At 65.1% G+C, this 24,618-nt stretch carries 22 protein-coding genes; 12 read left to right on the forward strand and 10 right to left on the reverse strand.

The genetic code is table 11. The features are described from left to right. Nucleotide 1: 1 nt before the first annotated feature. The 4 genes from VGL40_00185 to VGL40_00200 all read right to left on the reverse strand — a co-directional run bounded on the left by VGL40_00185 (nucleotide 2) and on the right by VGL40_00200 (nucleotide 5,115). The gene (locus tag VGL40_00185) at nucleotides 2-1,507 is read right to left on the reverse strand and encodes an SPFH domain-containing protein (protein ID HEY3313692.1); all 1,506 of its coding nucleotides are present in this window, start codon (nucleotides 1,505-1,507) and stop codon (nucleotides 2-4) included. Between the two features lie 7 nt (nucleotides 1,508-1,514). Further along, entirely contained in the window at nucleotides 1,515-2,228 is a 714-nt protein-coding gene (locus tag VGL40_00190; protein HEY3313693.1) for a hypothetical protein, read from the reverse strand. Between the two features lie 44 nt (nucleotides 2,229-2,272). Further along, a complete protein-coding gene (locus VGL40_00195; protein HEY3313694.1) occupies nucleotides 2,273-2,827 on the reverse strand; it encodes a transcriptional regulator in 555 nt (184 codons plus the stop codon). Nucleotides 2,828-3,012: 185 nt separating this feature from the next. Beyond that, nucleotides 3,013-5,115, reverse strand: a complete 2,103-nt coding sequence (locus tag VGL40_00200; protein ID HEY3313695.1) for an acetate--CoA ligase family protein — start codon at nucleotides 5,113-5,115, stop codon at nucleotides 3,013-3,015. Between the two features lie 336 nt (nucleotides 5,116-5,451). On the opposite strand from VGL40_00200, the gene VGL40_00205 reads away from it, so the two are divergent. The 4 genes from VGL40_00205 to VGL40_00220 all read left to right on the forward strand — a co-directional run bounded on the left by VGL40_00205 (nucleotide 5,452) and on the right by VGL40_00220 (nucleotide 9,168). After that, a complete protein-coding gene (locus VGL40_00205; protein HEY3313696.1) occupies nucleotides 5,452-5,910 on the forward strand; it encodes a DinB family protein in 459 nt (152 codons plus the stop codon). A gap of 148 nt (nucleotides 5,911-6,058) precedes the next feature. Beyond that, nucleotides 6,059-7,744, forward strand: a complete 1,686-nt coding sequence (locus VGL40_00210; protein ID HEY3313697.1) for an N-6 DNA methylase — start codon at nucleotides 6,059-6,061, stop codon at nucleotides 7,742-7,744. Beyond that, on the forward strand, nucleotides 7,710-8,405 hold the full coding sequence (locus tag VGL40_00215; protein ID HEY3313698.1) for a hypothetical protein: 696 nt from the start codon (nucleotides 7,710-7,712) through the stop codon (nucleotides 8,403-8,405). The genes VGL40_00210 and VGL40_00215 overlap by 35 nt, the downstream gene beginning before the upstream one ends. Nucleotides 8,406-8,424: 19 nt before the next feature. Further along, nucleotides 8,425-9,168 carry an NAD-dependent protein deacylase gene (locus VGL40_00220; GenBank protein ID HEY3313699.1) on the forward strand — a complete coding sequence of 248 codons (744 nt, stop codon included), beginning with the start codon at nucleotides 8,425-8,427 and terminating at the stop codon, nucleotides 9,166-9,168. Nucleotides 9,169-9,224: 56 nt separating this feature from the next. Here the strand turns inward: VGL40_00220 and VGL40_00225 are convergent, their stop codons facing one another. Beyond that, nucleotides 9,225-9,965 (reverse strand): HAD-IA family hydrolase, encoded by a 741-nt coding sequence (locus tag VGL40_00225; GenBank protein HEY3313700.1) that lies wholly within the window; start codon nucleotides 9,963-9,965, stop codon nucleotides 9,225-9,227. Continuing rightward, nucleotides 9,946-11,568, reverse strand: a complete 1,623-nt coding sequence (locus VGL40_00230) for an exonuclease (GenBank protein HEY3313701.1) — start codon at nucleotides 11,566-11,568, stop codon at nucleotides 9,946-9,948. The genes VGL40_00225 and VGL40_00230 overlap by 20 nt, the downstream gene beginning before the upstream one ends. Before the next feature lie 602 nt (nucleotides 11,569-12,170). Here VGL40_00230 and VGL40_00235 point away from each other — a divergent pair. The 6 genes from VGL40_00235 (at nucleotide 12,171) to VGL40_00260 (ending at nucleotide 18,420) form a co-directional block, all read left to right on the forward strand. Then, on the forward strand, nucleotides 12,171-12,368 hold the full coding sequence (locus VGL40_00235; protein ID HEY3313702.1) for a YezD family protein: 198 nt from the start codon (nucleotides 12,171-12,173) through the stop codon (nucleotides 12,366-12,368). Nucleotides 12,369-12,659: 291 nt separating this feature from the next. Continuing rightward, nucleotides 12,660-14,279, forward strand: coding sequence for a peptide ABC transporter substrate-binding protein (locus tag VGL40_00240; protein HEY3313703.1), 1,620 nt, complete (start codon nucleotides 12,660-12,662; stop codon nucleotides 14,277-14,279). Nucleotides 14,280-14,459: 180 nt separating this feature from the next. Then, complete coding sequence (locus VGL40_00245; GenBank protein ID HEY3313704.1) at nucleotides 14,460-15,416, forward strand: ABC transporter permease; 957 nt, start codon at nucleotides 14,460-14,462, stop codon at nucleotides 15,414-15,416. Between the two features lie 17 nt (nucleotides 15,417-15,433). Continuing rightward, complete coding sequence (locus VGL40_00250; protein HEY3313705.1) at nucleotides 15,434-16,354, forward strand: ABC transporter permease; 921 nt, start codon at nucleotides 15,434-15,436, stop codon at nucleotides 16,352-16,354. 7 nt (nucleotides 16,355-16,361) lie between these two features. Then, nucleotides 16,362-17,381, forward strand: coding sequence for an ABC transporter ATP-binding protein (locus tag VGL40_00255; protein HEY3313706.1), 1,020 nt, complete (start codon nucleotides 16,362-16,364; stop codon nucleotides 17,379-17,381). Continuing rightward, nucleotides 17,374-18,420: a dipeptide ABC transporter ATP-binding protein gene (locus VGL40_00260; protein ID HEY3313707.1), complete on the forward strand. Its 1,047-nt coding sequence runs from the start codon at nucleotides 17,374-17,376 to the stop codon at nucleotides 18,418-18,420. Before VGL40_00255 ends, VGL40_00260 begins: the two co-directional genes overlap by 8 nt. A gap of 252 nt (nucleotides 18,421-18,672) precedes the next feature. Here VGL40_00260 and VGL40_00265 read toward each other — a convergent pair whose 3' ends face one another. After that, entirely contained in the window at nucleotides 18,673-19,803 is a 1,131-nt protein-coding gene (locus VGL40_00265) for an acyltransferase (GenBank protein HEY3313708.1), read from the reverse strand. A 165-nt stretch (nucleotides 19,804-19,968) separates the two neighbouring features. Here VGL40_00265 and VGL40_00270 point away from each other — a divergent pair, with 165 nt between their 5' ends. Beyond that, nucleotides 19,969-20,631, forward strand: a complete 663-nt coding sequence (locus VGL40_00270; GenBank protein HEY3313709.1) for a CPBP family intramembrane glutamic endopeptidase — start codon at nucleotides 19,969-19,971, stop codon at nucleotides 20,629-20,631. 102 nt (nucleotides 20,632-20,733) lie between these two features. On the opposite strand, the gene VGL40_00275 is transcribed toward VGL40_00270, so the two are convergent. The 3 genes from VGL40_00275 to VGL40_00285 form a co-directional block, all read right to left on the reverse strand. Next, nucleotides 20,734-21,711 carry an electron transfer flavoprotein subunit alpha/FixB family protein gene (locus VGL40_00275; GenBank protein HEY3313710.1) on the reverse strand — a complete coding sequence of 326 codons (978 nt, stop codon included), beginning with the start codon at nucleotides 21,709-21,711 and terminating at the stop codon, nucleotides 20,734-20,736. Nucleotides 21,712-21,725: 14 nt separating this feature from the next. Continuing rightward, nucleotides 21,726-22,505, reverse strand: coding sequence for an electron transfer flavoprotein subunit beta/FixA family protein (locus tag VGL40_00280; GenBank protein ID HEY3313711.1), 780 nt, complete (start codon nucleotides 22,503-22,505; stop codon nucleotides 21,726-21,728). A 186-nt stretch (nucleotides 22,506-22,691) separates the two neighbouring features. Then, on the reverse strand, nucleotides 22,692-23,888 hold the full coding sequence (locus VGL40_00285; GenBank protein ID HEY3313712.1) for an acetyl-CoA C-acetyltransferase: 1,197 nt from the start codon (nucleotides 23,886-23,888) through the stop codon (nucleotides 22,692-22,694). Nucleotides 23,889-23,973: 85 nt separating this feature from the next. Between VGL40_00285 and VGL40_00290 the strand changes: the two genes are divergently transcribed. Further along, nucleotides 23,974-24,495 (forward strand): MarR family transcriptional regulator, encoded by a 522-nt coding sequence (locus VGL40_00290; GenBank protein HEY3313713.1) that lies wholly within the window; start codon nucleotides 23,974-23,976, stop codon nucleotides 24,493-24,495. Nucleotides 24,496-24,618: the final 123 nt, after the last annotated feature.

Here is a 24,618-nt window from a genome sequence, read left to right on the forward strand (position 1 = left end):
CTTACTCCTTCGGGGCGGTCCTGGCGGCCTTCTCGACGGTCGCGGCGACCTGAGCCTTGGCTGAGTCGTCCTTTGCTCCCCCGATCGCCTTGCCGATGGCCGGCACCTGGCTGAGGAGGTCGGCGATCTTGATCCCAGCAAGGGCCTCGAAGAGCGGTGGGACCTGAGTGATCATCTTGGCGATGTCGCCGGTGACCTTCGAGGCGCCGGCGGCCTCGCCGTCGTTGGAGAGGATGACGATCTTCTCCGTCTTGGCCAGCGGTTCGGCCATGTTCTTGACCACTTCGGGGAACCCGGTGAGGAGCTTGTCGAGGATGGCCGCTTGGCCATAGTGCTGGAAGGCGGCCGCCTTGACCTGCATCGCGTCGGCCTCAGCCTCGCCCTTGGCCCGGATGATCTCGGCCTCGGCGTTGCCCTTCAGCCGGATGACGTCGGCGTCGGCCTGGCCCTGGAGCTTGACCGCCTCAGCCTGGCCTTCAGCCTCGGTTATCGCCTGCTTGGCGGTGGCCAGGGCGATGGTCTCCACCCGTTGCCGCTCGATCTCGGCCGACTTCAGGACGGTGGCGATCAGCTCGCGCTCCCGGCGCTGAATCTCGGCATCCTGGACCTTGATCTGCTCTTCCTTCTGGACCCGCTCGATCCGGACTTGTTCAGCCATGACCTGTTGCTGCATCACGTTGGCCTGGATGTCGTAGGCCTTGTCGGCCTGGGCCTGCTGCTTGCGGACGGACGTGTCGTAGTCGGCCTTCTTCAGGGCCAGGTCCTTCTGGGCCTCGGCCTGGCGGGTCTGGGAAGCGTTCTCGACGATCGACCGTTCCTGATCGGCCTTGGCCTTGGCCGTGGCCGCCTCGAGGCTGGTCTCGGCGCGGCGGACGGCGGTGTCCCGCTCGGCCTCGGCGATGGCGATGTCGGCCGCCTTCTTGATTCGAGCCACGTCCGGCTTGCCCATGTTGATGATGTACTCGTTCTTGTCGCGGACCTCTTTGATGGTGAAGGAGATGACCTCGAGCCCCATCTTGTTCATGTCGTCGGCGCAGGTGGTCCGCATCTTATCGGCGACCATCTCGGGCTCCTTGACGATCTCTTCCACCGAGAGCTGACCGACGATGCCCCGGAGGTGGCCCTCCATGACCAACCGGATCAGGGCCTCCCGCTCCTCGGGCCGCTTGGTCAGGAACTGCTCGGCCGCCGTCCGGACACTCTCCGGGTCGGACCTGACCTTGATCTGGGTGACCGATTCGACGTTGACGCCCACCCCTTGCTTGGTGAACAGGTCCTGCTGCGGGGCGACGTCAAAGGACATCAACTCGAGGGACAGTTCCCGGCAGCTCTGGATCATCGGCCAGACGATGGCCCCGCCCCCTTGGACGATGCGGGTGCCGCCGAAGCCGTAGATGATCAAGGCCTGGTTTGGCCCGACCTTCCGGAACATGCTCGACAGCAAGGCCAGGATGAAAAGCAGACCGACGACGAGCAGCCCGGAGATGATCAACACGGTGTTGAACAAACCTGCGTCACTCCTCTCTCTTGTCTTCCTTGTCTTTGACGAACTCTGACCAGGGTTGGATCACGGCCAGGCCGTTGACGTAACCGGTGATGACCACTTCTTCGCCCCGTTTGATCGCCCGGCCGTCCTCGGCCCGGGCTCCCGACGTCCGCCGGGTCCCGGCCAGCGAGTAGACGATCTCGCCGGCCCCTCCCTGGCGGATCGTGGAGGTCACTTTGGCGATGGTCCCGGGGAGGTAGTAGTCATCCGGGTCGAGCACCCGCTGCCCCGGCAGGAGGAACTTGGCCAGGAAAAAGAAGACGATGCTCGCCCCGACCAGACCACCGCCGACGGCGACGAACGCCACCATCAAGGCCACCAGCCGCGAGTAGACGTGGAGTAGGTAGCCGATACCCCCGAACCAGGTGACGAAGGACATCACGGTCCCGAAGTTGAAGGGCGAGATCGCCGTCTCGGCTCCGTGAGCCAAGCCGCCGTGGACTCCGTCCGCACCGTGGGCCCCGTCACCAAGATGGACCCCATGCCCGCCCACATCGCCAAGGTGACCGACGTCCGCGACGTGCCCGCCGACTTGGCCGCCGAAGTCGTGGCCCCCGAGGTCGACGTGGGGGGCATGGGGAAGGTGAAGGCTCAAATCGAAGAAGCCGAAGAGGAACGAGATGGCCGACAGGCCAAAGCCGACCAGAAAACAGACCATGTAGAAGGCGCTTAGGGTGTCCATTCAAAACACTCCCTTTTTCAGGGGGCGGCTCGGTGGCCGGCCCGTCACTCCTTCAGCACGTCCAAGAGGTCCTTGGCCACTTCGGGGAGCTCGGTAAGTCTCCGGAGCAGGCATAGATAGGTCGCCGGGTCCTCGGCCTCGGCCAGCTTCAGCAGGGCTGCCTGGACCCCGGCCCCCAGTTCCGGATGCTGCGCCGCGCTCTTGAGCCACCCGCGCAAAGCGTCGTCGTCGCCGGGGCCGGTCAGGGGCTCGTCTTTCCCGGCGCTCGGCGGCTCACGCGCGGTCGAAGCCGCGGGCGCCCCCGCGGCCCCGGCGGGCCCCAAGAGTGGCCCGGTTCGGAGCTCTTCCTGATAATCCTCGGGATCGCTGACCAGGTAGCCGGGATGGACCTTGAAGAACTGCGCCAGCAGGTTCCTCGTGGTCATCGTCATGTGCTCCCTGGCTCCCGATTCCAGTTGCGACAGATAGGCCTGACTGATCGTCTTGCCCAGGCTTTCTTCCATCAACCGGACGGCCTCCGCCTGGGTCAATGCCCTGTCCTTGCCTCGAACAAGACCTTCGACCAGCCGCAGATGCTTGAGCTTGTCGGCGAGCCGCATCGCGGTTTCTCCACTTCCCGTCACGCTTGACCTATGGCCGGCTGCTGTTCACTCTTGGGCAGGCGATTGGCACGGGTCACCCGCCGGCCCAAGTATAGCAGATTGCTAAGAAGAATGTCAAGCGATTTTAGCAATCTGCTATATCAGCGGCGAGGACGGGCCCTCCGGCCGCCCCCGCCCATCGCTCACCCGATCCTGATCCTGGCGTCCACCGCCCGGCACCCCTGGCCTTCCGGGAAGGCCAGGAGGGGGTTGACATCGATCTCGCTGATCTCCTCATTCTCAGCCACCAGGACGGACAACCTCAGGAGGGCCTCGACGACGGCGCCGAGGTCGACCGGCGGCCGCCCCCGGACTCCGCGGAGGACCTCGTAGCCACGAATCGACCGGACCATCCTCTCGGCTTCGGTTCGCGACAGAGGAGCCAGGCCTATGGCCACATCCTTAAGAACCTCGGTAAAGATGCCACCCAGCCCGAACAGGACGATCGGGCCGAAGGCCGCATCCCGCTTGGCCCCGAGGATCAACTCCTGGCCGCCAGTGAGGTAGCTTTGGACCAAGACTCCCTCGGGCGAGGCCCCCACCCGTTCGACCGCGCGGATGACCTCGGCGAAGGCCGCCGTCACGGCCTCTTCCCCGGTCAGGTCCAAGCGGATGACCCCGGCTTCGGACTTGTGGACCAGACCCCTGGCGAGGGCCTTGAGGGCCACCGGGTAGCCGATGGCCGCGGACGCCGCCGCGGCCTCCTCGGCCGTTCGGACCGCCCGCCAAGGCGCCGCCGGCAGGCCGTAGGCCTCGATGACGGAGAAACTCTCGGCCCCGAGGAAGGCCCCCCGGGGCGCTGCCGTGATGACCCGCCGGACGGCCGCCCGATCAACGTCGGCGAAAGTGGCCGGTCCCTCCGGCGCGCGCCCCTGAATCTTTCCATAGTACTGGTAGAGCCTGGCGAGGGCCCGGACGGCCCGCTCCGGAGACCCGTAGACGGCCGTCCTCCGGCTCTCTTCGGCCGACCGGGCGGTCGCCTCGGCCCCGGCCCCATAGAGCCACCAGACGATGGGCTTGTCTCGCCTGGACTCGGCGGAGGCCTTGAGGAAGGGCGTAACGTCCAGGGACGGGAACGGAAATGACCCGCCGATGGCCAGCACCGCGTCGACGTTCGGGTCGCCGACGGCGGCGTTGAAGATGTCCATGAAGATCTGGGGATAAAACTTGCCGATGGCAGCCGGCCAGACATCGAGGGGGTTGGCCGGAGGCATCCAGGTCGGGTAGATCTCCGCCAGCTTGGCCAGCGTCGGCCCGGTGAACTCGGCCAATTGCAGCCCGTATTTCTCGCAGGCATCGACGGCCATGATTCCGCCACCTCCGGTGGTGGTGACGATGGCCACCCGCGGACCGCGGAGGGGAGGCAGATGGATGAAGGCCTTGACCGCGTCGTCGAGATCGTCGACGTCCTCCAGCTGGATGATCCCAGCCCCCCGGAAGGCAGCCTCGTAGACCTGGTACTCGCCGGCCAGCGAGCCGCTGTGCGAGCCGGCCGTGGCCGCCCCGATCTTGCTCCGGCCGGTCTTCAGGGCGAGGACCGGTTTTTTGGGCGTGATCCGGCGGGCCAGGTCGTAGACCACCCGCCCATCCTTGATTCCTTCGACATGCATGGCGATCAGCCCGGTCCGCTCGTCCTCGCCCAGGTAACGCAGGGCCTCGTAGAAACCGAGGTCGGCCGAGTTGGCCACGTCCACGCCCAGGCCCAGCCCGACCGTGGGGCCCAGGTCGAGGGCGATGAAGAACCCCGTCTGACAGATGACGCTGGCCGGCAGGGGTTGCCGGCGGACGATCGGCATGAACGAACTGGAAAACCGGTCGAAGATGTTCAGGGTGCCCAGGGTGTTCGGTCCCATCAGGCGGATCCCCGCCCGCCGGGCCTCGGCCATGAACTCCTCCTGCAGCCGGGCGCCGACCTCGTCGGCCTCGCCGAAGCCCTGGGTCACCAGGACCACTGCCTTGATCCCCTTCTCGCCGCATTCTCGCACAGCCCTTGGCACCAATTCCCTGGGGAGGGTGATGATCGCCTGGTCCGGGACTTCCGGTAGGTCCAGGGCCGAAGGATAGCACTTGAGGCCAAGGATCTGATCGGCCTTCGGGTTGACCGGGTACAGCCGCCCCGGGTAGCCCATGTTCACCAGGTTGTCAAGGATGTTGAACGCGCCCTCGCCCGTCGCTCTTGATACTCCGATGATGGCTACGGATTTTGGGTTGAAGAAGAGCTCCATGAGCTTCGGGTCATAGGCCATTACCCGAGCGGTTGCCGTGACTACGCACCCCCTGCGGATTGGGTATTAGCTCCACGACCGATGGATTTTTCCGAGACCCGCGGCTCCGTGGTCAGCGTCCGGATGCCCAACCCCCCCCCCAGGGTGGACGGATTCTCCCCGGCCGTCCCGACTTCCTATCGAACGGCGGCGGTTTGGTGGGGCGGGCGAAAAGCTGTCGAACAGCGATGGTGGAACCCGAGAAAAACGGGGAAAACCTTTCGACATGGCCGGCCATCGGCAGGAGACGAGACCCGCGCGGCGAACGCTTGTTCGTATGACTGATGATGGCCCCCCTATCCGTCAAGGAGGTGCACCATGGATTCCAAGATTCTGCTTCACCGGTGGGAACAAAGCCGGGCGGCCTTCCGCAAGCTGGCTGAAGGCATTCCGCCCGGGAAAGAGGGCTTCCGGCCGACTCCCGAGACCATGTCCCTGGTCGAGCTGGTCCTCCACGTGGCATCGGCCGAGAAGACGGCCGTCGACGCGCTGACCGTCATGCCGGGTCAGTGGAAATGGGAGACCGGCCTCGACGCGAAGCACTACCCGACCATCGACCAGGCCCTCGACGCCCTGGACCGGCAGAGTGGCGAGACTCGCAAGTACCTGGCCGCCTTGAGTGACGATGACGTGGCCTCCCGGGTCAGGACCCCGTGGGCCGAGACGACCATTGAAGACCTCTTCTACGACTGGATCATCCACGAGGTCCACCATCGGGGCAACCTCATCACCACTCTGAGACTGGCCGGAGTCAAGCCCGCCAGCGTCTACGTCTGATCTGACGGCTCGCCGGCGCCTCGTCCTCGTCCCCCGCGACGTCCTCTGCGACGACAGGTTTCCGCGAAGCGAGAAAGCAGGCGCCTAACCTGTGGGCGCCTGTTTTCTTGTGGATGCCGACCTCAAAGGCTGGCTTGAAGGAAAACTCTTGACTAGCTACGAATCCGAAAGAGAAGGGGTGGAGGCGGACGTGGCCCTTTCGAGGCCAGAGAAGAAAACAACAGGGAGCTACTATACAGGCACTGCGGTGGCCCGGTTCCTGGCGTCTTGGGCAATCCGCGGAGCGACTGACCGAGTCTTGGAGCCCAGCTTCGGCGCGGGGGTCTTCCTTCAAGCGGCCGAGGAGAGGCTGCACGAGCTTGGCGGGGCTGGGACTATCGTTGGTGTTGACGTCGACACCGATGCCTGGCAGTTGGCGAGCCGCTCATTCAGTCGCGTGAAGCTCATAAACGAGGATTTCTTCATGGTTAGCCCCGCTTCGTTAGGGGCTTTTGACGCCGTGATCGGGAATCCGCCGTTCATCCGCCATCACTACTTCAACGGGGAAACCAGAAGCCGCGCCTTGAGACAGGTCAGCGACCTCGGGGTTAGAATCCCGGCTTTGGCAAGCGCTTGGGCCCCCTTCATAGTAATGGCGGCCAGTCACCTTACTCGCGGTGGACGGCTTGCCATGGTGGCGCCGCTCGAGCTTACCTATGCCAACTACGCTAGACCGGTCGTTGGATTTCTAGCTAGGTCCTTCTCAGCCATAACCTGCTTGACTTTCGAAGAACCCCTTTTCCCACAGCTTAATGAAAGTACCGTGCTCCTACTGTGCGACGGCTTCGGTGGGTCTTCGCGGTCCGTGGAGATCCGCAGGCTGAGCTCGACCAAGGCCTTGGACAACACCGTTTCGTCGCCGGGTCACCGGGTGAACGTCGATGATTGGGTGGACGGCTCCTTCCGAGCTAGGCTTGTTGACGTAGGCTCTGAGTGCGCCGAGCTTTACACGACACTTCTCAGCCGGCCTGAAGTAATATCTTTGGGTCGCTTTTTCGTCATCACAATCGGCTACGTGACAGGCGACAACTACTTCTTTCACCTTACCGAGCAGGATGCCGTGAGAAAAGAAGTACCGTTCACCGATCTCACCCTGGCTGTTCGACGCAGTTCGGACCTCCTCCGGGCCGGCTTGTCGCTGGTCCCTGAGGACGCCCTGACGCTCCGCATGAATGGATCTCACTGGTTGTTCAACCCGGCTGACGGACTAGCTTCGGGCTCCGCCATTCACGTCCATGATGGCGAAAAGTCTGGGGTCATGAGTCGATTCAAGTGCCGGTCCCGGAGTCCATGGTACCGCGTTCCCGGCGTCCGCGTACCCGACATGCTTATGAGTGTCTTCAGCAGCGGTGGCCCAAGACTGGTCGAAAACCGCGCCGGGGTCGTTGCCGCGAACAGCGTCCTCACGCTAAGCGATCGCCCGGGCTCGAGAATCGACCATGAAGTCTTGGCGGCCTCATCCTTGACCAGCCTGGCCCAACTGGGCGCTGAGGTAGAGGGCCACGTCCTTGGGGGGGGAGCCCTCAAGTTCGAGCCATTCGAAGCCAAGAGGTGGGCTTTGCCAAGTGAGTGCGTCCTATCTCGCGATGAGCTAAAGCAAATTGATGTGGCCCTCAGGGCCGGAAGGCTTGTCGAAGCCCGGGACCTCGCCGACCAGTACGTTTTGGTCAGGGTTCTGGGGTTGGGCGTTGGTGAGCTAAACGCCCTTAGGCTGGGGCTTGGCAAGCTGAGAGCACTTCGCAAGCATCGGAGGACAAACCGTGCTGGAACAGGGGATCCTCAAGGCGAGACCTAGGCCTCTAGACGAAGGGACTGATTCCGAGAAGAGAGTTTACGGAACGAGGCTATCGGGGGCCATCGCATCAGTGGTGGCCGCGGACTTGAGAGCCCATGGCCTCACCGACTGTCTTCCCAATCCGCCAAGGGGAGTTGAACGGGAGTTTGCCGGAGGCATCGGTGCGAAGAAGGTCGACGTTTCCTGGTCTTCGGAGGAGGCTGGCCTTCTCCTGGCAATCTCGATAAAGACGATCAACTTCGCCGACCGGAAGACTGGCAACTACCAGAAGAACCTGACCAATCGCCGGGGGGATATGTTGTTCGAAGCGGTCACCCTCCACCGTAGATTCCCCTATGCCGTTCTCGGCGGGCTACTGTTCCTTCATTGTGGGGCTGAGAAAGACCAAGGCAAGGAGCGCCAATCCACCCTGGATAACGCGCATGACCGCTTCCGCCTGTTTACGAGACGGCAGGACCCCGGAGACCGAGAGGAACAGCTTGAACGGATGTGGCTCGCTTCCTACAGCGATGACCCAGCCGTCGCAGTCCTCTACGAAGCCGGCAAGCCTGGTGAGCCAATCTTGTGGAACACAGCCAGAGACGAGCTTCTTCGGATGGTTGCCGAACGGAACCCGGATCATCTTGTGTATGCGAGCGGAAACTTGACAAGGCGGCGATGAGACAGGTGTCCATAGAGTGATGGCTGAGACTGCTGACGTTGCACGTCTGGCCCGGCTGTTACGCGAGTCAAGCCATGCCGTGGCCCTGACCGGGGCCGGGATCTCCACGGAAAGCGGTTTGCCCGACTTCCGCAGCCCGGGCACAGGCCTCTGGGAGACCGTCGACCCGATGGCCTATCTCTCCACTGAGGCCCTGGAGCGCCGGCCGGAGCTGTTCTACTCGACCGGGATGGAACTCCTCGGTGCCCTTCGGGAGGCCCAGCCAAACCGGGCCCATCTGGCGTTGGCCTCGCTGGAGAAAGCCGGCCGCTTGAAGGCCGTGATCACCCAGAACATCGACGGGCTCCATCACAAGGCCGGTTCGCAGAGGGTCTTCGAAGTCCACGGGCACTTGCGAAGCGGGCATTGCCAACGTTGCCGTTCCACCGTCGCCTTCTCGGTGTTGGCGGACAAGGCCCGGGCCGGTGAGGTCCCTCCCCGCTGTGACCGCTGCGGCGGCGTCCTCCGCCCGGACGTGGTCCTCTTTGGCGACCCCATGCCCGAAGCCTTCGACTTGGCCGCCCGCGAGGTCCTGGGGAGCGACCTCCTCCTGGTCGTCGGCTCGAGCCTGCAAGTGGCCCCCGTGGCCTATCTTCCTCAGTACGCCACTAATCTGGCCATCGTCAACCTGACGCCGACCCCCTACGACGGCCTTGCCGGCGTGGTCATCCACGACCAGGCCGGTCCGGTCATCGAAGCGCTCGCCCAAGCGGTCCTCAGCTGACAACAATCGCAACAAGAAGGACCACGCGGCGCGCGGTCCTTCGTCGTTCTTGAGGCTCATCGGCGGGGGCCGTCCGTCGCCCCCCACTCATCGATCAGGCCAACCAGTTGCGCCATGGTGGAGACGGTCGCCGTCGGGCCAGCCTCGTCGATCAGCTTCGGGTCCGACCGGCTCCAGCCGACGGCCACCGCCCTAGCCCCGGCCGCCTTGGCCGCCAGGACATCGGCCGGGCTATCCCCGACCATCACCGCCTCGACGGGCGCGATGCCCAGCCGCTCCAGGGCAGTCAGGACCGGTCCCGGGTCTGGTTTGTGCCTGGGGCAGTCCTCGAGGGCGATGACGTGGTCAAAAAAGGGAGTCAACTGGAACAAGTCGAGGCCCCGGTGAACGGTCAGCCGCATCTTCGAAGAGACGACTGCCATCCGCAGCCCAAGCGCTTCGAGGGCCTGAAGGGCCTCGCGGACGCCCGGGAAAAGCTTGGTCAGCCGATCATGCTCGGCCAGGTTGTGCTGGCGATAGACGGTGATCAGCTCGTCCAGCCGCTCGGCACAGACTTCGGCCATCGTGACGGTCAAAGGGTCTCCCAGGTGGGCCATGACCCAGGCCTCGTCGATCTCGCGCTCGAGGCAAACCCGTGCCGTGTGGCGGTAAGACGCCAGGATCAGCGCGATCGTGTCGAGGAGGGTCCCATCGAGGTCGAAGAGGACGGCCTTGATTCGCGCTCCCGGTTCTGTCCTCAGCCCTGTTGGGCTGTCGTCCCTTGTCTCGATGATCCCATCAGTCCTTTCCGCGATCATTGGGTGCCGGCTCCCGGAGTGAGCCATCGGCGAACTCGTAGCTCCGGCCGACCTCCGGCCAGACCACCAAGGGCCAGTCGGAGTCACCCGGACGGTCGAAGAAATCGGGGCTCTCGGTGTGCACGGGCAGGAGGTAACGGGGTCTGATGGTCCGGATGAGATCCTCGAGGCCCGGGCCGTGGATGTGACCGGAGGCGTGGAAACCCTTCTCACGGCTGGGGTCGCCGGCCATCGTCAGTCCGAAGTGGTTCACCCAGTTGCGCAGGCGGGCCAGGTCGATGGCCATCTCCTCGCTGAAGGCCTCGCTCGAGGAGTAGACGTAAGTTCCGCCCGAGGGGCGGATGTCGATCAGCTCTGAGAGGTCGAAGAAGCCGAAACACAGGATGTAGTCGGCCTGGCCGGCGGCGATGTCGCGGGCGGTCTTGACCTTGCCGGCGTATCGCTCAAGCAAGGTCCGTTCCCACGTCTCGCGGCTCAGCCGGGCCTCGCCGTAGACGACGAAACCATCCTCGGTCAGCGGGTCGGGTGTGGCCGGGTCGGCCTTGGCCATGGCCTCTAGGAGGAAAGCGTCCTTGGCCGTGATGGCCAGGCGCCGGCCGGTCTCCCGGGCGATGCGGAGGAAGGTCAGGAGCCTCTCGACGTTGCGGGGCCCGAAGTCGGCCACGACCAAGCCCCGCTCCTTCGTGACGGCGACCCGGGCGCGGTTATAGACCTCCTCCTCGGCCACCGGGCGGTGAGTCGACGGATGCGTCCCTTCGCTGATCAGGATGAACGGCTTGAGCCGCGCGGCGGCGTCGCGGAAGGCTTCGGTCTGCCCCCTCCCCTGCCCGTGCAACCGCAAATCGCCGGTGTAGACCAACCACCCTTGGTCGGTCTCGACGGCGAAAGCGCCCGCCCCGGGGATCGAATGATCGACCGGGAAGTAGGCGAGCCGTAAACCTCCGAGGTCGAAACGGCTGGGGCCGGCAAGCCCTCCGTCGCCAACCTCGCGCAGCATCTGTGGGGTCATCCCCCGGGTGCTTCCCCCCTGGCCCCAGAAGGGCAAGAGATTCTCGGGCACCGGGCGGTCGACGACCCGGAAAGGCCTTTGTCGGTAAGGGACCTTCTTGTAGTGACCGGGGGTCAAGAGCCCGTCCCTACCCTCGCGTGGGGTGGCGTAGCAGACCTCGCGTTCGAGGTCGTTGGGGGCGGAATCCTGAGCGGCCTTGGCGATCACCGCCGTGACCAGCCCGGTGTAGACCGGGATGTCTGGGTCGAGGAAGGAAATGTAGGCGGAGTGGTCGAGGTGGGCATGGGTCAGGACGACCCCGTCCACCTTCACCGTTCTGAACCAGGGGTGACGGCGGTAGCGGTCCCAGAGCCGCCACTCAGGCAGGTCCAGGTCTCGCCGATAGAGCCCGGCGAGGGGCGGCAGGAGCCCGAACTCGAGCAGGTCGACCAGGCCGAGGGCCGACCGCGGCTTGAGGAATTCCTCGAAGAACCGCCCCCGCCCCGCGAATCCCATCCCGAAGTCGAGGAACATCGACCCCCGCTCGGTCTCGACGAGGATCTTGTTCCCGCCGATGACCCCCGCGCCGTCGTAGACCGTGATCCGCAGGCTCACAAAACCACCCTCCAAGCCGACTCTCCTGCGTATGGGTTCACCTCAGACGCCCGCCCTTCCTGCCGGCCTGTGGGCCAACGGCGAGGGCCGGGCGCTTGGGGGAGCCATCGGCCTGAACCGGCCGTCCGCCAATCATGACAACGGTCAGAACCGCGATCAGTAAGGTCTGACGGAACCCGTAGCGTCTCCAAGTGCCCATTTTTCGGCCCCCAGACCACCCGCCCGCTATCAGAACCCTCAAGCGAATGCAAAAAAAGGTGCTGTGACCGCTCATATAGAATTGATATTAAACTCTATTGTCAAGGCCACTGCCAGGTTGGGCATTCCCTTCCGTTGCTGTGCAGACCTGGATGATTCTTCCGAAATTGTGGGGGAGCGACCCAGGTTTTCCGCCAGATTCTCCCCGCTTGGCGCAGTCTCGGGTGCGTTGCAGGGCCAGGAGCTGTGCTATAATGACAACGATGCGGCGCCAGGTGGCAATTGCTGAAATCACGGGACGAATGAGACCAAACCGCTGAAGCCCGCTGACCCGGCACCGGCGACAAGGTGGCAACTATCGCGACAACTGCTCAACAATTCGCTTTCCTTGGGGGCATCTGCTGATGAGCATGGCCCACAGCCATGAGACGGCCTTCCCGGCCGATCGGGCTTTCCTCCGCAAGCTCATGGATGATGAGTGGTTCAACGAGCTACTTCGGTTCCTCAAGGATACTCGCTTCGGCAGTTTCACCGTCGTGGTCCAGGACGGCAAGGTGATCGGCTACGATGAGTTGACCAAACGGCGGATCGGTCGGTCCTGACCGCCACCGGGAACGCTCCTCGTGACCCGGGCTCAGATCCGTTTTGTTCCGCTTCACCAGAATAAGGGAATATCGGGCCGACCGGGAAACGGAGGCCGCGATCTGCCCTTGCTCCGCCTGTTCGCGGGGGAGTAAGGGGAAATTTCGCGCCTCTTCGTTTTTTTTCGGCGAAGGCCCGTCGTTCCAATCGGGCGTCCGACTCCCAGGTGTCGCAGCCCCAGAGGCCCAGTTCGACCGCCGGGGGCAAAGAGCCTTTCCGGCGGAATTCCAATGTCGAAGGGAGAGCGAACTTTGAAGGTCAAGAAGTTCACCGTCATTGCCCTTCTGATCGTGGCCCTCATCGCCACGACAGCCCTGGCCGGCTGCTCTTCGGGTTCCTCCAGCAAGAGCAAGCTGATCATCGGTTCCCTCCAGGAGCCGAAGGACATCAACCCGCTGACCAGCGAAATGGTCGCCTCGGCCGAGGTCGAGACCCTGATCTACGAGCCGCTCGTCCAGATCACGGACAAGCTCGAGTGGATCCCGGCCCTGGCCAAGGAAGTCCCGACGACCGCCAACGGCGGCGTGTCGACCGATGGCAAGACCATCACCTACAAGCTCCGTAACGATGTCAAGTGGAGTGACGGGAAGCCCTTCACCTCGAAGGACGTCAAGTTCACCTGGCAGGCGATCATGGACCCGAAGACCAACGTCGTTTCCCGCTCTGGTTATGAGCTCATCGGCAGCATCGACACCCCGGACGACTACACCGCCGTCCTCCACATGAAGGATGTCTACGCCGATTTCCTTTCGATGTTCAACATCGTCGTCCCCGAGCACGTCTACGCCGGTAAGGACCTGAACAACGACCCGGGTTGGAAGACCCCGGTCGGCACCGGCCCGTACACCCTGACCAAGACCGAGGAAGGTAGCTACCTGGAGTTCACCGCCAATAAGAACTACTACCGCGGCAAGCCGAAGGTCCAGACGATCATCTACAAGATCGTCCCCGATACCAACGTCATGTTCACCCAGCTCCAGACGGGTGAGGTCGACGGCTTCCTGAGCTTCAACTGGAACCAGCTCCAGCAGATCCAGGGGCTCAAGAACCAGCAGGCCTTCGTCACCCCGGGCTTCCTCTGGGAGCACATCGACCTCAACGAGAACGACATGAAGGACCTGACCAAGCCCAGCATCTTCGCGGACGTCAAGGTCCGCCAGGCGATCATGTACGCCTTTGACCGCAAGGCCGTCGTCGATACGGTCATGTACGGGCGGGTCCAGATCGCCAACGCCGACCAGGTCCCCATCTCGCCCTACTACAACGATAACGTCACCAAGTACACCCGCGACGTCGCCAAGGCCAAGGCCCTCCTGGCCGAGGCCGGCTGGAAGGCCGGTTCCGACGGCATCCTGGTCAAGAACGGGAAGAAGTTCGAGTTCACCCTGGGCACCACCGCCGGCAACGCCTCCCGGGAGAAGATCGAGCAGATCTTCCAGCAGAACCTGGCCGAAGTCGGGATCAAGGTCAACATCAAGAACGCTGAGGCGGCTGCCTTCTTCGAGGCCACCCAAAAGCGCCAATTCGAGGCCGCCCTCTACGCTTGGCAGTCCGGCGTCGATCCCGACGACCTGACCCTGTGGCACTCCAAGCAGATCGGCGAGGGCCAGAACTACGTCGGCTACAAGAACGCCGAGCTGGACCAGTTGCTCGATCAGGGCCAGAAGACCATGGACGTGGCCCAGAGGAAGCAGATCTATCGCCGGGTCCAGGAGATCCTGGCCACCGAGCTGCCGACCATCTTCATCTATTACCGGGCCACCCTCGATGCGGTCAACACCGGCCTGAAGAACTTCAAGCCCAACCCGACCCTGAGGACCAACTTCTGGAACGCCTGGGAGTGGGAGTTCAACCGGGTCGCCGCCCAGTAGCCACCAGCCCACAGCTATCCACCGGGCCGCCCGCCTGGGACGGGCGGCCCGGTGGGCCCCACACCGCATTCCTGATCGGGACCGTTGGCCGCGCCACCACGCGCATCCGGCAGCCCACCTCGGACTGACTGAGAATGCCCTCGGGTTCGCGCGGCCAATGCCATACAAGGGGGCAAACCAATGCGGACATACGTGATCCGCCGAATCCTACAGGCCATACCCCTGCTTTTAGGGATCACGGTCATCTCCTTCCTCGTCATGAGGCTGACCCCGGGAGACCCGGTGTCGTTGATGTCCATGAGCCCCCACGTGACCCCGGAGGATATCGAGCGGATGCGCCGCAACTTCGGTTTCGACCAGCCGCTTTACATCCAGTACTTCAAATGGCTTTGGGCCCTGGTCAGGGGTGACTGGGGAATCTCCCTCGGGCGGGGCCGGCCGGTCATCGACATCATCGCCGCCCGCCTGCCCAACACCCTCCAGTTGATGGCCGTGTCCTTCGTCCTCTCCGTCGTCCTGGCCATCCCGATCGGCATCCTCTCGGCCACCAAGCGCTACTCGATCTTCGACTACTCGGCCTCGACCCTCTCCTTCTTCGGGGTGTCGATGCCAGTGTTCTGGTTCGGACTGATCCTCATCATCATCTTCGCCGTCAAACTGAGGATTCTGCCGTCGGCCGGGATGATCAGCGTCGGTGCCGACAGCACCGATCTCATCGACCGCTTGAGGCACCTGGTCTTGCCTTCCCTGGTCCTCTCCCTCGGGGGGATCGCCGGCTGGAGCCGGTACATGCGCTCGTCGATGCTGGAGGTGGTCCGCCAGGACTTCATCCGCACGGCCCGGGCCAAGGGACTCGCCGAACGGGTGGTCATCTACAAGCACGCCCTAAAGAATGCGATGATCCCGGTGATCACCGTGATGGCCCTGGAGATTCCGGGGTTCTTCACCGGGGCGGTGATCACCGAGACCATCTTCGCCTGGCCGGGCATGGGTCGGCTGTACTATGACTCGGTCATGTCCCGCGACTACACCGTCCTGATGGCCATCCTGACCGTCGGCGCAGCCCTGGTGGTCGTGTTCAACCTGATCGCGGACATCGCTTACGGGTTCTTCGATCCGCGGATCAAGTACGACTGAGGGAGGTGACGAGAGCCGTGGCAACTGAGACGCAAGTCGCTGCCGAGGCCCCGGTCGTCGTCGCGCCCGTCCAATCCCCCGGCCGGATGATCTGGCGCCGTTTCAAGCGACACAAACTGGCCGTGGCATCCGCCGCCTTCTTGGTCTTCCTGGCCTTCGCCGCCCTGGCCGCACCCCTGGTGGCGCCCTACAATTACCAGACCCAGGACCTCACCGCCGGCCATCAGCTGATGCCGCCCGGCTCCCCGGGGCTGCCCGGCTCCCCGGTGCACCTCCTCGGCACCGACGAACTCGGCCGAGACATCCTCTCTCGCCTGATCTTCGGTTCCCGCGTGTCGCTGGGGGTCGGCTTCGCCTCGATGGCCGTCTCACTGGTCATCGGGATGGTCATCGGGTCCATCTCCGGCTACTACGGGGGCCTGATCGACAACCTCCTGATGCGCTTCACCGACATGGTCCTGGCCTTCCCCGCCCTCTTCCTGTTGATCGTCCTGGCCGCTTTCATCGGACCCTCGGTGATGACCATCACCCTGATCATCGGCGGCCTTTCGTGGATGGGCGTGGCCAGGTTGGTCCGAAGCTCCTTCCTGTCCCTCAAGCAGCAGGACTTCGCCGAAGCCGCCAGGGCCCTTGGGCTCAAGGACCAGCAGATTATGATCGGTCACATCATGCCGAACGCCTTCGCTCCGGTCATCGTCGCCGCGACCCTGGGCGTGGCCTACGCAATCCTGTATGAGTCGGCCCTGTCGTACCTCGGGCTTGGGGTTCAGCCGCCCCTGCCGACCTGGGGAAACATGCTGTCCACGGCCCAGTCCTACATGCTGACCATGCCCCTCCTGGTCGTCTTTCCGGGGCTGGCGATCTTCCTGACCGTCCTGGCCATCAACTTCCTTGGTGACGGGCTGCGCGACGCCCTTGACCCGAGGCTGAAGGAGTGACCATCTGATGCCGCCGCTGGTCGAGGTCAAAGACCTCCATACTGAGTTCCACACCGAAGACGGTCTGGTCAAGGCCGTCGACGGGGTGAGCCTGCACATCGACCGTGGGGAGACCCTTGGTGTCGTCGGCGAATCGGACTGCGGCAAGAGCGTCACCGCCCTGTCGATCATGCGCCTCATCGCCTGGCCGCCCGGGAAGGTCGCTTCCGGCCGGATCACCTTCGACGGGCGCGACATCCTCAAGCTCCGCGAGGACGAGATGCGGAAGATCCGCGGGAACGACATCTCGATGATCTTTCAGGAGCCGATGACCTCGCTGAACCCGGTCTTCACCGTTGGCGACCAGATCGCCGAGGCCATCGAACTGCACCAGCGCCTGAAACGCAGGGAAGCGATGGACAAGGCTGTCGAGATGCTCCGGCTGGTCGGCATCCCCCTCCCCGAGCGGCGGGTCAATGAGTACCCGCACCAGATGTCCGGGGGGATGCGGCAGCGGGTGATGATCGCCATGGCCCTGTCGTGCAACCCCAAGCTGCTCATCGCCGACGAGCCGACGACGGCCCTCGACGTCACCATCCAGGCCCAGATCCTCGAGCTGATGAAAAAACTCAAGCAGGAGCTGGGCACGGCGATCATGCTGATCACCCATGACCTCGGGGTCGTCGCCGAGATGGCCCAGCGGGTCGTGGTCATGTACGCCGGCAAGGTGGTCGAGGAATCCCCGGTCGTCGACCTCTACCAGCACCCGCGCCACCCCTACACCCAGGGGCTCCTGATGTCGATCCCCCGCTTGAACGCGCCAAAGGAACGCCTCCACGTCATCGAGGGGGTCGTCCCCAGCCTGATGAACCTGCCGCCGGGTTGCCGCTTCGCCTCCCGGTGCCCCGGCGTCATGGACCGTTGCCGCCGTGAGGATCCCGTCTTGCAGGTGGTCGGCGGCAATGGAGACGGCACCAAGCATGCCGTCTCCTGCTGGCTCAACGACGGCAAGGGCAGCGACGCGAAGGAGGCCCTGGCCAATGGCTGATGACATCCTGGTCCGCGTAGAGCATCTGAAGAAGTACTTCCCGGTGATGGGCGGCATCCTGGCCCGGCCGGTCGGATACGTCCGGTCGGTCGACGACATCTCCTTTGATGTCCCCCGGGGCAAGACCTTCGGTCTTGTCGGTGAGTCCGGCTGCGGCAAGACGACCACCGCCCGGCTGGTCCTCAGGCTCCTCGAGCCGACTTCCGGCCGGATCCTCTTCGAAGGCCGCGACCTGGCCAAGATGGGCCGCGAGGAGCTCCGCAGACAACGCCGGGAGATGCAGATCGTCTTCCAGGACCCCTATGCCTCGCTCAACCCGCGGATCCCCGTCGAGCAGATCGTCGGCGAGGCCCTCGAAGTCCACCGCATCGCCAAGGGCAAGGCCAAACACGACCGGGTCATGGAACTCCTGGAGATGGTCGGTCTCCGGGCCGAGCAGGCCCGCCGCTACCCGCATGAGTTCTCGGGCGGCCAGCGGCAGCGCATCGGGGTGGCCCGGGCCCTGGCCCTGAACCCGAAGCTGATCGTGGCCGACGAGCCGGTTTCGGCCCTTGACGTCTCGATCCAGTCGCAGATTATCAACCTCCTCGAGGACCTCCAGAAGAGGCTCGGTCTGACCTACCTGTTCATCGCCCACGACCTGTCCGTGGTCCGCCACATCTCCGACGTCGTCGGCGTGATGTACCTGGGTAAGATCGTCGAACTGGCGGCGGAGAAGGACCTCTACGACAGCCCGCTCCATCCCTACAGCCGGGCCCTTCTCTCGGCGGTGCCCATCCCCGACCCGCTGCAGCACCGGGAGCGCATCGTCCTCGAGGGCGATGTGCCGAGCCCGGTCCACCCGCCAGCCGGCTGCCGCTTCCATACCCGTTGCCCGATCGCCATCGACCGCTGCAAGGCCGAGGAACCGGCCCTCCGCGACCTCGGCGGGGGCCACCAGGTGGCCTGCCACCTAGCCCGCGGGGCCGAAAACACGGCGGCCGACTCAGGCCCCCCTCCCCGGCCCTCCCCGGCCTTCCCCGCCCCGGCCTCGACCTGACGAAGTGACGCCGAAGCAACAAAAGAGGCCCTTGCCGGCGGCCCCGAGAGACGGGGGCGGGCGGCAAGGGCCTTTGCGTCAGCTTCGCCTGCTCTGCCCGGGTCCAAATCTTGAAGCGTCGGACCATCTCCTGCAACTGCGTGGACCCTTCGGCCAGGGATTATCTGGATCGAAAGCCGCTTTTGGCTGGGCCGTTTCACGCCCGCATCATACTCCCTGATCCGCCGGATCGACGAGCGGATCGCGGCCGACCTACCGCCCGACGAGCCGGGAGGTCACGGGGAATCGCCTTAGAAGACCGCTGGTCAAGGACGAGAGGCCCAACGCGCCCGCAACTTCGAGGCCGAAACGTAGCGTGGTCGAGACCGGCCCCACGGCCGCGGCCAGCCGCTCGAGGCCGTCCAGGACCAGCGGGTGGATGAGATAGATGCCGAAGGATTCGCGGCCGAGAGCGATGAAGAGCGGCGGGAGCCAGCGCTGCCCGCGCCACCCGTGCCACCGGCCGGAGGCCAGAGCAAGGAAGTAGGCCCCCGCCGTCAGGGAGTAGAGGGTCCAGATCAGGACCGAGGTCAGGCCGGCCGCCCCGGAGGTGGCCAGGCGGGCCCAAGGCGACCCGGCCGGGCGGAGCAGCACCAAGAGGGTGAACCCGACATACAGCCCGGCGGTGGCCCAGAAGGCCGCCGCCAGGCTCTTCTCATGCCCGGAGGCGAACCGGCGGAAGGCCGGCAAGCGCAGGCCGGCTAGGAGTCCGGCGCTGAAGAAGACGAAGTAGGTCAGGAAGAAGCGGTCACTAAAGGCCCACCCGAGACGACGGGCGCCGAGAGCGTAGGCCAGGTGGATGAGAGCGGCCCCGAGCAACGCGACCAGTGGCCGCCCGGCCAGGGCTCGACCCATTGCGAGGAGGAGCGGGAAGAGCAAGTAGAACTGAACGATGATGACCACGAAGTACAGGTGGTAGTACGCGGTCCCGAGGAAGAAGACCCGGGCGAGTCCGGCCCACCAGGCTCTGGTAGCCAAGGTGGCCAGGGCGGCTGGGAGGCCATCGGGCCCGGCCGCCGCGAGGGTCGAATAGAGCCAGTAGATGGCCGTCCACGCGGCGTAGGGAACGACCACCGTGGCCAGACGCCGGCGGTAGAAGGTCCGGCCGCTGAATGGCCCCACCGAGTAGCGATGGCCCAGGACCAGCCCGCTGACGAAGACGAAGAGCGGCACGCCGAAGAGGACCAGGCGGGTCAGCCCGAAATAGACCGGATAGAGCCGGGAGGCCGGTGTCAGCGCGCCCTGGGCGATGGCCGAGGAATGGATGATGACCACGGCAACGATCCCCACCGCCCGCAGGACGTCGGGCTCTGGTAATCTTTGCTCGGGCATGGCTCTTGGCATTGGCAAGCCTCTCTCCCCCAACTGTCCCCCAGGCTCCGATCCGGCAAGAAAAGCGCGACCGCCCCGAAAGACCCGCCCTCCCCGCCACCCCGGACAGGGGCAGGAGCCGGCCGCGGCCGGGTCGAAGTGAGAGCTGCCAGAATGATTCGAAGCGGAGGGATCGCCATGGCCAGACCGGTCAAACCCGGGAAGCCCGCCTCTCGACCGAACCGCCTCAGGGCGGCGGCCCAATTCGCCGGCACCCGCCGGCAGCCGAGCGTCGTCACCATGGCCCTGATTTCGATGGTCTTCTTCGGCACCCTGGGCATCTTCGTGGCCTGGGTGGTCAGGCAGCCGATCCGGTTGGCCGCCTTCGACCTCACCCTTCGCGGGGTGCTGCTGGCGGCGGGAGGGGCGGCCGTCTGTTTCGTCATCGCCGTGGTCATGTACTCCCTCTGGCCGGCCCTGAGGGTGACCACCGACGGCACCGCGGTCGAGGTCATCCGGACCTCCCTGGCCCAGGTCGGCTGGTTCGGGATGCTCCTCAGCGTGACCCTGCCGCCGATCGGCGAGGAGATCCTCTTCCGCGGGGCCATCCAGCCGGTCGCCGGCCTGACCCTCACCTCCGCCCTTTTCGGACTATCCCATGGCGGATGGGCCAAGGTGACCTGGCCCTATGCTGTCTCGGCGGCGATTTCCGGTCTCGTCCTCGGAACGGTCTATCAGTTGACCGGCTCGCTGATGGCCTCCATCCTCACCCACATGGTCTATAACGTGGCCGTCTCGGTCGGCATGGCCGAACGCTGGTGGCCCTTCGGGGTGGGCGTGCCGGCCGGCCCGATGAAATAGGCACCCAGTTGCGCAAGAGCCCGGGCCGCTGGCCCGGGCCCATTTCGTCGGTGCTCGGAGCAAAGACGCCTGCCGACCGCTTGGACGTCGCTCCTTGGCTGTCTAGCCCTTGCGCTTCTTGACTTCCTCGGTCACCGCCGGGACGACTTCGAAGAGGTCGCCGACGATGCCGTAGTCGCAGATCTTGAAGATCGGGGCGTCCGGGTCCTTGTTGACGGCCACGATCACCTTGGACGAAGACATCCCCACCTGGTGTTGGATGGCCCCGGAGATGCCGCAAGCGATGTAGAGGTTCGGGCCGACGACCTTGCCGGTCTGCCCGACCTGGTCACTGTAAGGCCGCCAGCCGGCGTCGACGGCCGCTCGCGAGGCGCCGACGGCCGCGCCGAGAAGGTCAGCCAGCTTCTCGAGGATGACGTAGTTCTCGGGGCCCTTCATCCCCCGGCCGCCGGAGACGATGACATCCGCCTCGAGGACGTCGACGCGCTCCTTCTTGGGGACGATGGTCTCCTTGACGGTCGCTCGGAAGTCCTTGTCCTCGAGCTTCGGGGCCACCTTGATCACTTCGCCGGACTTGCCGTTGGCGGTCGCCGCCGGGAAGACGTTCGGACGGATGGTCAGGAGGATCGGGTCGCCCTTGAAGCCGAGCTTGACCTGAGCCTTGCCGGCGTAGACCGGCCGGGTGGCGACGAGTTCCCCGTCGCCCTCCAGACCGATGACGTCGCCGGCGAGGGCCGCGCCGAGCCGCGCCGCGAGGCGGGCGGCCAGATCCTTGGCCAGCACCGAGACGCCGAAGATGACCACGGCCGGGCCGTTCTCCTTGATCAGGTCGCCCAGGACGCGGGTGTAGGGTTCGGTGTTGTAGTCCTTGAGTCGCTCGTCTTCGGCCACGTAGACCAGGTCCGGCCCATACTTGGCCACTTCCTCAGCCGCGGCCCCGACGTCGGCCCCGATGACCACGGCCGCGAGCCTGACGCCCCGGGCGGTGGCCAGTTGGCGGCCCTTGCCGATGGCTTCGAGGGAGATCTTGCGCGGCTTTCCGTCCCGCGCTTCGACGAATGCCCAAATGTCCTTAGCCATGTTCGCTCCCCCTCTTACAGGATCTTGGCCTCTTCGGCCAGGAGTTTGACGAGCTCGGGGGCGGTCTCCGCGGCGGCGCCGGTCAGGACCTTGTTCTTCCGCGCCTTGGACGGCACGAACATCTCCTTGACCTCGACCTTGGCGCCCTCACCGGCCAGGCCCAAAGCCTGGGCGTTGTGAACCCTGATCTCCTTCTTCTTGGCCTTCATGATCCCCATCAGGGCCGGCAGACGCGGGTTGTTCAACCCCTTCTGGGCGGTGAAGACCGCCGGCAACCTGACCTCGATGACCTGGCTGTAGCCGTCCAGATCGCGGGTCGCGGTGGCGGTCCCGGCACCCTTGTTCACCTCGAGCTTGGTGACCAAGTTGACCACCGGGATGTCTAGGAACTCGGCGACGGCCGCGCCGACGTAGGCGGCATCGTCGTCGACCGCCTGCTTGCCGGCGAGGATCAGGTCGTAGTTGCCGGCCTTCAGGGCCGCCGCCAGAGCCTTGGCGGTGACATAGGGATCGGCGCCCTCGAAGGTCGGGTCGGAGACGAGGATGGCGTCGTCGGCGCCCAAGGCTAAACAGGTCCGCAGGGCTTCCTGGGCGCGCTGTGACCCGAGGGTGACGGCGGTGATCTGGACGTCGCCGAGGCGCTCCCGGAGAAGGAGGGCCTCCTCCATGGCGAACTCGTCAAACGGGCTCACCACGCAGGTCACGCCTTCTTCGTTGATCTTCTTGTCCCCCGGTTTGACCTGGATCCTGGTCTCCGTGTCCGGGACGTGCTTAACCAGGACTGCTACTTTCATGGTCGGCCTCCTTCTTCACCTCAGACCTTGCCAATGCCATCCAGACCCACTGGCTCGGCCGCGCCGCAGGTCGGTGATGACGGCTGTGCCTGTCGGTACAAATAGGTCTAGTATTTCGAGGGCGGTCGGACCAACTCCTGCCTTGCGACCGCCCCGTGGACCTGCCCTTTTTTTGGCTATTCGGACCTAGACCCGTTCGACGACCGCGGCGATCCCCATGCCGCCGCCGATGCACAGGGTCACCAACCCGTAACGGGCGTTGCGGCGCCTGAGCTCATGGATGATGGTCGTCAGCAGCTTGGCCCCCGTGGCCCCGAGCGGGTGTCCGAGGGCGATCCCCCCGCCGTTGACATTGACCCTCGGGTCGTCGACCATCCGCCATTCCTTGAGGACCGCCAGGGCCTGGGCCGCAAAGGCCTCGTTCAGTTCGACCAGGTCGATGTCGTCCATCGTCAGGCGGGCCTTATCGAGGGCCTTCTGGCAGGCCGGAACCGGCCCGATGCCCATGATCGATGGCTCGACGCCGGCCGCCGCGAAGCTGACCACCCTGGCCATGGGCGTCAACCCCAGAGCGGCGGCCCTGGTCGCGCTCATCAGGACGACGGCGGCGGCCGCATCGTTCATCCCCGAGGAGTTACCCGGCGTCACCGTGCCGTCCTTCTTGAAGGCCGGGCTCAGACGGCCCAGCCCCTCCAGGGAGGAATCCGGGCGGGGATGCTCGTCGGTGTCGAAGCTGAGCGGCTCCTTGCCCTTCTGAGGGACCGGGACGGGAACGATCTCGTCCTTGAAACGGCCTTCGCGGATGGCCGCGACGGCCTTCTGGTGGCTGGCGACGGCAAAGGCGTCCTGTTCCTGCCGGGTCGTGTGGTACTTCTCGGCCAGGTTCTCGGCGGTCAGCCCCATGTTCATGGCGCCGAACTTCTCCGGCGGCGCGGCCCGCTCGGAGTTGCGGACGAAGGGGTCGAGGAGCTGCACGTGGCCCAGGCGGAAGCCGAGACGGGCCTCGGCGAAGTAGTAAGGGGCTCGGGTCATGCTCTCGGCCCCTCCGGCGACAACGATGTCGGCGTTCCCCGTCTGGATCTGCATCGCCCCGTTGACCACGGCCTGGAGGCCCGAGCCGCACTGGCGGTGAACCGTGTAGGCGGGGACGGTGATCGGGACGTCGGCCCACAGGGCGGCGACGCGGGCCAGGTTGGGCGCGTCGTTGGTCTGGAGGACGTTGCCCATGATGATCTCGTCGACCGCCCCCGGGTCGATGCCCGAGCGATGGATGGCCTCTCTGACGGCAATGGAACCGAGGATCTCCGGGGGGATATCCCTGAGGGCGCCGATGTACCGGCCGGCCGCCGTCCGTACGGCGCTGGTGATGACGACATCCTCCATGCCCTTGCCTCCTTTGGATGGGCGATGTTATAATTTTGGCGAAACTAGACGCTGTTCCACAAACTGATCGACCCAGGAGATGGCGATGGACCTACCATTCGTCTCGGCGATCCAGGAGCTCTTTCCCAGGGTGATGCGATACCTCGAAGCTGAAGAGATTCGTGAGCTGACCGGCCTCGGGGTGACCCCCGGCCAGATCAACGCCCTCTTGGTCCTGTATTTCACGGACAACGCCACCATGGGTGAGTTGGCCACTGAGATGTACCTGACTGAGAGCGCCTGCACCAGGCTGGTGGACCGGCTGGTCAAGACCTTTCTGGTGCGGCGGCGGGACGATGAGAAGGACCGGCGGGTCGTTCGGGTGTCCCTGACCTCCTATGGGCGACAGCTGGCGGAGCTGGTCAACGCCAGGCGCCAGCGCCGTTTCTCCGAACTCGCGAAGGGACTCGCGGCGGAGGAGCAGGGCATGCTGATTTCATCGCTGCGGGCCATCCTGCGGGTGTTCAAAGAGCAGGAGGCCGAGCGAAACCGGCACGAGGCGGAGAAGAACGCCGAGTCCGCGGGAACGAAGCCACAGCGCCGGGGCCGCCAGCCCAAGGAGACCTGAGCGAACAAGATCGATGATGCCCCCGGCCGTACGGGCCGGGCCCGGCTGGCGGTCGCCCCAACAAGGCGACCGCCGGCCTTTTCCGTTGGGCCCTCCTGCGGGGCGGCCCGGCCTGAGGGGCAC

The sequence above is a fragment of the Bacillota bacterium genome (assembly GCA_036504675.1).
In the GTDB taxonomy this organism is placed as follows: Bacteria; Bacillota; Sulfobacillia; order JAJYWN01; family JAJZPE01; genus DASXUT01.

What these genes read in the sequence shown, in the direction of transcription:
- VGL40_00190 (HEY3313693.1), bottom strand. Translation starts at nt 2,228, where the DNA reads ATGGACACCCTAAGCGCCTTCTACATGGTCTGTTTTCTGGTCGGCTTT.
- VGL40_00195 (HEY3313694.1), bottom strand. Translation starts at nt 2,827, where the DNA reads ATGCGGCTCGCCGACAAGCTCAAGCATCTGCGGCTGGTCGAAGGTCTT.
- VGL40_00200 (HEY3313695.1), bottom strand. Translation starts at nt 5,115, where the DNA reads ATGGCCTATGACCCGAAGCTCATGGAGCTCTTCTTCAACCCAAAATCC.
- VGL40_00205 (HEY3313696.1), top strand. Translation starts at nt 5,452, where the DNA reads ATGGATTCCAAGATTCTGCTTCACCGGTGGGAACAAAGCCGGGCGGCC.
- VGL40_00220 (HEY3313699.1), top strand. Translation starts at nt 8,425, where the DNA reads ATGGCTGAGACTGCTGACGTTGCACGTCTGGCCCGGCTGTTACGCGAG.
- VGL40_00225 (HEY3313700.1), bottom strand. Translation starts at nt 9,965, where the DNA reads ATGATCGCGGAAAGGACTGATGGGATCATCGAGACAAGGGACGACAGC.
- VGL40_00235 (HEY3313702.1), top strand. Translation starts at nt 12,171, where the DNA reads ATGAGCATGGCCCACAGCCATGAGACGGCCTTCCCGGCCGATCGGGCT.
- VGL40_00245 (HEY3313704.1), top strand. Translation starts at nt 14,460, where the DNA reads ATGCGGACATACGTGATCCGCCGAATCCTACAGGCCATACCCCTGCTT.
- VGL40_00255 (HEY3313706.1), top strand. Translation starts at nt 16,362, where the DNA reads ATGCCGCCGCTGGTCGAGGTCAAAGACCTCCATACTGAGTTCCACACC.
- VGL40_00260 (HEY3313707.1), top strand. Translation starts at nt 17,374, where the DNA reads ATGGCTGATGACATCCTGGTCCGCGTAGAGCATCTGAAGAAGTACTTC.
- VGL40_00265 (HEY3313708.1), bottom strand. Translation starts at nt 19,803, where the DNA reads ATGCCAAGAGCCATGCCCGAGCAAAGATTACCAGAGCCCGACGTCCTG.
- VGL40_00270 (HEY3313709.1), top strand. Translation starts at nt 19,969, where the DNA reads ATGGCCAGACCGGTCAAACCCGGGAAGCCCGCCTCTCGACCGAACCGC.
- VGL40_00275 (HEY3313710.1), bottom strand. Translation starts at nt 21,711, where the DNA reads ATGGCTAAGGACATTTGGGCATTCGTCGAAGCGCGGGACGGAAAGCCG.
- VGL40_00280 (HEY3313711.1), bottom strand. Translation starts at nt 22,505, where the DNA reads ATGAAAGTAGCAGTCCTGGTTAAGCACGTCCCGGACACGGAGACCAGG.
- VGL40_00285 (HEY3313712.1), bottom strand. Translation starts at nt 23,888, where the DNA reads ATGGAGGATGTCGTCATCACCAGCGCCGTACGGACGGCGGCCGGCCGG.
- VGL40_00290 (HEY3313713.1), top strand. Translation starts at nt 23,974, where the DNA reads ATGGACCTACCATTCGTCTCGGCGATCCAGGAGCTCTTTCCCAGGGTG.